The sequence below is a fragment of the Serratia sp. HNCC26DJ244 genome (assembly GCF_057180565.1).
The window spans coordinates 1-547 of the sequence record NZ_JBXUGO010000113.1; the positions used below are offsets into that span (position 1 = coordinate 1).

Here is a 547-nt window from a genome sequence, read left to right on the forward strand (position 1 = left end):
CTTTGGTAAGGTAAATATTTATTCCAATGTGTTCCGCAATGACGGCCATGAAGATGCCGGTGATAGGGCCATTTCCATGACCTATGGCGATTACAACGGTGATGGTTGGTTGGATCTGTTCCTGAGCCGCGGTTCTAAAGGTGGTAATAACAGTGATGAAAGCCGTATCTACCTGAACGATGGTAAAGGGAATCTGTTGACGGAGGATGTTGATGCATTATGGTTTGGCGATAGCCTTGATGGCGGGATCTCAATGGCCGTTGACTGGAACCACGATGGTAAGATGGATATCGTTGAAGTTCCACGCTCAGGTGTTACTGCTAGTCCACAACTTTATCTGAACCAGGGGACTAATACCTGGTGGAATACTGCGCCAGTGAAGTTGACCTCATCAACCTACAGTAATCTGACGGGTGCAGTCGCCCTGGATTATGACTGGGATGGATCAATGGACCTGGTGCTGTATCGTTCAGGTGCAGATGGCGCAGTGGTGTCGAGTGATAATGCCGCACCAACCTTGCTGGTGAAAAACACCAACATTGCCGCC

Annotated in this window: 1 protein-coding gene; it reads left to right on the plus strand. The window is 49.0% G+C overall.

Annotated elements, in window-relative coordinates; genetic code table 11:
* Window positions 1-547 (plus strand): FG-GAP repeat domain-containing protein (locus AC2A06_RS18830; protein WP_484381295.1); only part of this gene is annotated, 547 nt, incomplete at both ends.